The organism is Nevskia soli (assembly GCF_903970205.1).
Lineage (GTDB): Bacteria > Acidobacteriota > Terriglobia > Bryobacterales > Bryobacteraceae > Bog-113.
The window spans coordinates 1-5,656 of sequence record NZ_CAJCHS010000290.1 but is presented as its reverse complement, the minus strand read 5'-3'; the positions used below and the strand labels follow the sequence as shown (position 1 = coordinate 5,656).

Genomic DNA, 5,656 nt, shown 5'->3' with positions numbered 1-5,656 from the left:
ACGGGGCTTTACTCGGTCCGGCGCCGGCAACCGGGTGTCTTCAGACCTGCTGATCGGTTTGCTGCTTTACCGGCTTAGCGGTAAGTCGTTCCACTTGGTTGGCCGCCGATAAACCACATATGGCCGGCGGTCACACTTACTGTCCGCGCCTTTCAAGTCGACGCGAATACCGCGACGGTGCGCTTTGGGGCCTTCGGTTTTCGCGCGGAAAAAAACGGGGCTTTACTCGGTCCGGCGCCGGCAACCGGGTGTCTTCAGACCTGCTGATCGGTTTGCTGCTTTACCGGCTTAGCGGTACAGAGTCTACCGACGACCAATAAATCCCCATTCTGAGCCGCGACAGTAATGGAGCTGGTGCTCCGGAAAAGAGCCTTCGAATTCTTTTACCGCGCGAGAGCGGAATGCCGCACATGCACCGCTCCAGTCACCGATACCTACTTTGTCGTTTCTTTGGTATGCGCACTCGCTCAGCAATGCCCGCAAGTTCCATTACTTGCGTGCTTAGCGGCGGCGGAAGGGGGCACGTCAACACCGGGATTACATTCAAAGAAGCCGCTCGGTTTCAACAGGAAGCCGATGTAAGCGGCAGGCATCACCGGGTAGTCCTCCGGCCGCGGGATGTGCGTTTGGCCGAAGGTGTACCAAAGCACCGTGTCGGTATCTTCAATCGGACGATCCGCCTCGACCCAGGTCGAAAGCCCGTGATCGGCAAGGCTTTGATTGGGGAAGTCGCCCGCCGCGAAGTTCTCGCTCTCATGAAAGGGCGTCACCCAGACGTGATGATCCACAAATCGCGCCCGCTTGCGCCACCATGCCTCCGGCGAGGCAAATGGGACGGCATTGTCGCCTGGGATGAACTTATAGCCGACCGGTTCGCCCAAGCGGTTCTTGCGGCTTGGATTGATAATCCGCCACGTTCGCGCCGTCGCCGGATTCAGGTTCGCGCACGCCTGCTTTTCCGACCGCAGCACGGTAGCCCGCGCCCGAAACGCATTCCCGAAAGGGTTCTGTTCATCCACCGGATCGGCAACAACATCGACCTGGTGTATCGTGTTGCGCTGTCCGTCGATATCGAAGTCCAGACGCATATTGAAGAAATGCTGATGGTTGGGCGCATAGACCCGCGGCGCTACCATGGCTCCATGCGGCGGCCTCGCATCCGGATGTGTGGCGCCGAGTGAGAGGATGCCGGTTAGTTTGATCTGAAACTCGATGTTGCCGTCCTGGTAGAAGTACCAATAGAAGCCGTACTCGTAATTCTCAACCGTAGAGATCGAAGAGACTACCAGGCGCCGCGAACGGCGAACCTCAGGATGATCCGGAAGCCGGCGATCGGTGTGTTTCCAAAGAATGCCGTAGTCTTCCTCATGAATGCAGATCGCATTCGGAATCGTGAGCGCCCGGCCGCGGCTGTCACATAGGTTTGCGTCCAGATAAGTGATGTCGCCCAGGCAATCGCAACCGAGTTGGAGTCCGTTGGCGCACACTCCCATGCCATACTCGCCCACATCGAACGCGTTCTTGCGTGCCTGAGTCGGGCGGGGATCGCCGTAAGGTACTACCATCTCGGTAAGTGAAGCGCGGTATAGGATGCTGCGCTCCTGCCCGGAATCGACATAGCGCACATGGTGAATCGTCAGCCCTTCGCGCGCGTTGAACCCAATTACAAACTTCCATTTCTGCCAGCTGATCTGATGTCCTTCGAGGCGAAAACTGGGGCCGTCAGACTGAGTAATCGCCAGCGGCTTGATGTCGTCGCGAAGTTTGCCGACACGGTTCGCGGAATAGTTCGCGGATTCGGGCGGCAGCGGCCACTTACCGTAATCTTCAACCCGCACGACCTTCATGCTATTCAGATCGACGATGGGCCGGATACCCTCAATCGGCCGGGCATAGCCGTTATCTGTAGGATCGGACCGCAGAAAGCAGAGCGGTCGGGTAAGTCGTTTGCCGCTATCCTGATCGTCATCGCCGTAGTGGCCTGCGCTCCAGATATCCACCATAACTAGCGCGGGGTCGACGGGACCGTAGTGGCGTTCCAATGCTTGCCTGAACTCTTCGCTAGCGAGAACGGCTTGCTCGCACTCGATTTGCTCGTCGACCGAAAGCGTGGGTTGGGCTCCTTCGGGAGCTAATTGCACACTGACAACGCGGTCGGCCTCGAGGTCCAGCGTTACTGTCGCGGCCCGGTTCCGCGCGTTGTGCATGATCACGGCGGAGGCCAGCCGTTCCGAAACCGGCGCCGACGGCCATGCGTACACCGCGCTTTTCGAAGGCTCCTTCAGCGTGATGCTGATGATGCGCGTGTTCGGCGTCCAGTCCGCCATCGAGCGGAGTAGTTCGACGGACTGTTGAACCTCGCGTTCCGTGAGCGGCTCCAGCGGATGGTCAAACCGGCGCTGATCGGGTGCGGTAAAGGTGAGCGTAGATAATTCAGGAGCTTGATTCAAGAGCACCTCCCTAATGTCGAACTAGATTACACATAATCCGGCTCAATTGCCGTACGTTGCGGCGACGTATCCATCCTATCAGCGCGGTTGCGGCAGACAAACGAGAATGCAATACCCGAAGCAATCAACACGAAGAAGATATAAGGCAGCCACGAGTAAGGGAACTCCGGCACCGGATATAAGCTACCCGCGAAGGCCACTAACATCACTGCGATCGCGCCGAATGAAATGACGAGCGACTTAACCGTAAGCCGGCTTCTGGATCGAAGGTAAAGCGGCGCCGCCACGCAGACCAAAATATACGCCACCAGAAATCCGAACGTCGCTAAGGTGCCAAGCCATCCATTGATATCGAATCCTGCAAATCCCCGCATCGCGAGCACGACGCCCGGGATGAGGACACACGCCGAGGCGCCCACAACCGCGCGATGCGGAGTTTGCTTGACCGGGTGGGCGTCACCGAATGCGCCATGCAGATCGCCGTTCCGCCCCATGTCGAAGGCGATTCGCCCCGCGGCCGTGATGCACGCCAGCGCGCAGGAGAAGAAACTGATGATCGCGCTGACATCGATCATGATCCCGAGTAACGGTAGTCCCGCTTTACCAGCCAGCGCGTGTAAGGGCGCCAGGCTATGATTCAGCGCTGGAGACAGGCCGCGAAAACCGAGAACTTCAGCGTACGAACAAAAGGTGAAGAATATACCCGAGCAAATGGCGCTAAGCGTAACGGCTCTCGGGATACTGCGGAGTGGGTTTCGCGCCTCCTCGCCGAGCGACGTGGCGCTCTCGAATCCGACAAAACTAAAAATAGCGAGCACTAAGCCGAGCCGGAGACTACTCCCCGTAACGCCGTGCAACAACAACTGATCGCGATCCGGGTGGAAGCCGCTTCCGAACAGCGTGAAACCCATAATGACGAAGATGATGGCGATGGAAACGGCCTCGAGCGTCAGCATCAGCCGCGCCGAGATGGTTACATCGCGATAAGCTAGCGTCCCGGCGATTCCGACGGCGAGTATCGTGACGAGCGCGGGAGAGATCGCCGGCCACCCGAGACTTCCCAGCAGGACGCCGGCATACGAGGTAAGTCCGCCGGTCAGCGCGATCGCGGTGCAGACGTAAGCGATGACCAGAGCCCACGCGCTGGCGACGCTCCAAAACTTGGGCAGCACGTTCGCCGTGTAGCTGTACAGCGAACCGGCCGACGCCGAGTTCCGCGAGAACTGATTGATGTTCATGGCCACGAGCGAGACGCCGACGGTCGCGATCGCATAAGCGAGCCAGGCGCCGTTCCCGCTAAGCGCAAAGACCTGGCCGATGATCATCGCGGGAGTGGCGGTCGGCGCCACGTTGGCGATTGATTGGCCGAACGTTTCGATCGGAGACAAGATCCCCGGCCTCAGGCTGCTCTTGGAACCCATACAGTTGCCGAAATCCTTCGAAGGGAAGTGGGTGAGTACCGGTCAGCTCGGCAGGGAGGCTGAAGAGTGGAGGCTGGACGGGTCCTCCACGAATAGAGGATCGCACAATGTGGGCGTGCGATCCGTGTCGGCCACGTGGTGAGGAGTGATGACTTCCGGGTTCCCGATCGCTGCTATCGGCAGCGTCCGCCATTGCCGGCTAGCAGCGGGCTTCCAGAACCATGTTGAACGGCGTTTCGGCCGCTCTTCGAACATGCTGGAAGCCGCCATCCGCGATCACTTTGCGCAGCCGCGCCTCGCCGGCCTGCGCGCCCAACCCCAAGCCGACTTCCTGCGCTTTCGAGGCGGGCGTGCAGATGAAGCTTGAGGCGGAGTAATAAACGCGCCCAATGGGATTTAAGTTCTCTTCCGTCTTGTCGCTCGCCATGGGCTCGACGATCATCCATACGCCGGTCTCGGCAAGCGTCGAATGCACGTGGCGCGCGGCGCCGGTGGGATCGCCCATATCATGCAGGCAGTCGAAAAACGTCACGAGATCGTAGCCGCTGCCCGGGTAAGCTTTCGCGGGAGCGACCTCGAAAGTGGTTCGATCTCCAACCCCCGCGGCGGCGGCCGCGGCCCGCGCTTTCTCAATCGAAGGAGCGTGATAATCGAAGCCGTAGAAATGACTCCTTGGAAAAGCTTGCGCCATCAAGACGGTGGAAGCTCCGTGCCCGCAGCCTACATCGGCGGCGCTGCCGCCCGCCTCGAGCTTGGCCTGCACGCCATCCAGTGCGGGGATCCACTCGCTCAACAGATGCCGCATATAGCCAGGGCGGAAAAATCGTTCCGTTCCGCGAAACAGGCAGGCATCGTGCTCATGCCAACCGACGCCTTGGCCCGTGCGGAACGCCTCCAAAATCTTGGCCTCATCCCGCACCATCGCAACGGCCAGTTCGATGGCCCCCAGAAAATAGAAGGGTCCACCTTCCGCACCGAGAGCGGCTGCCTGTTCCTCGGTCATCGCGAACGCTTCGGTGGCAGGATCATATTCCACGAAACCGGATGCTGCTTGTGAACAGAGCCATTCGCGCACGTAGCGCTCGTTCGTGTTGGTCTTTGCGGCTAGATCGGCAGCCGTGACAGGAGATCCATCGGCCATCGCTTTGTAGAGACCGAGCTTCTCGCCAATGACCATCGGACCAATGCTCATCATTGCTCCCAAATCCCCGACGAGCTTACCCATGAAAGCCATCAACTTATCTGGATTCACCGCCATGTGTGTCTCACTTTCGTGCGCATTCTATCACGCTGCGCCTGGACGCGAAGACGTTCACACCCTATATTCGAGACCCCGAGAGTTTGCCGCTTCGCCCGGGCTTCGTGGTCTTCCTTTACAGCAGGTTCGCCTTTCGCCTGAAAGAGGACTCAATATGGGCTTAGTCAGTTCCGACGAACGCTTATCGCTCTTAACTAACCAACTAACCGACTAACCGATTAACCGGCGACCGGAGATCATTGCGTGAAACACCGTCACTGCCCCGGTTTCAATGTCGCGGGCTTGGTGGCCGCGACGCGAGTCTCCCTCCCGCTCACGAACACCTTCATCGAGTTCTCGGTTTCGCCCGACTCGTCGGTGTATTCGTAGGAGTCCGCTGAAACAACCTTCATGATGTACCGGGTGTGATACAACTTACCCCCAAAAATGCTCTCCCCAAGCCAAGTCCATACGTCGCCGCTCACCGTACCCGTCTTGTTTTCTACTCCTCCTGAACTGTCGACTGCGTGGTACAGGTATGTCTTGGA

The 5,656-nt window shown here is 59.0% G+C and carries 4 protein-coding genes; all 4 read right to left on the bottom strand.

What is annotated here, in order from left to right:
• Positions 1–467: 467 nt before the first annotated feature.
• Positions 468–2,450: a primary-amine oxidase gene (locus tag H1Y01_RS12860; RefSeq protein WP_180540920.1), complete on the bottom strand. Its 1,983-nt coding sequence runs from the start codon at positions 2,448–2,450 to the stop codon at positions 468–470.
• A gap of 26 nt (positions 2,451–2,476) precedes the next feature.
• A complete protein-coding gene (locus H1Y01_RS12855) occupies positions 2,477–3,838 on the bottom strand; it encodes an APC family permease (RefSeq protein WP_219341510.1) in 1,362 nt (453 codons plus the stop codon).
• Positions 3,839–4,070: 232 nt separating this feature from the next.
• Positions 4,071–5,129: a class I SAM-dependent methyltransferase gene (locus H1Y01_RS12850; RefSeq protein WP_180540918.1), complete on the bottom strand. Its 1,059-nt coding sequence runs from the start codon at positions 5,127–5,129 to the stop codon at positions 4,071–4,073.
• A gap of 254 nt (positions 5,130–5,383) precedes the next feature.
• On the bottom strand, positions 5,384–5,656 hold a 273-nt coding region (locus H1Y01_RS12845; RefSeq protein WP_219341509.1), incomplete at its 5' end, for a hypothetical protein.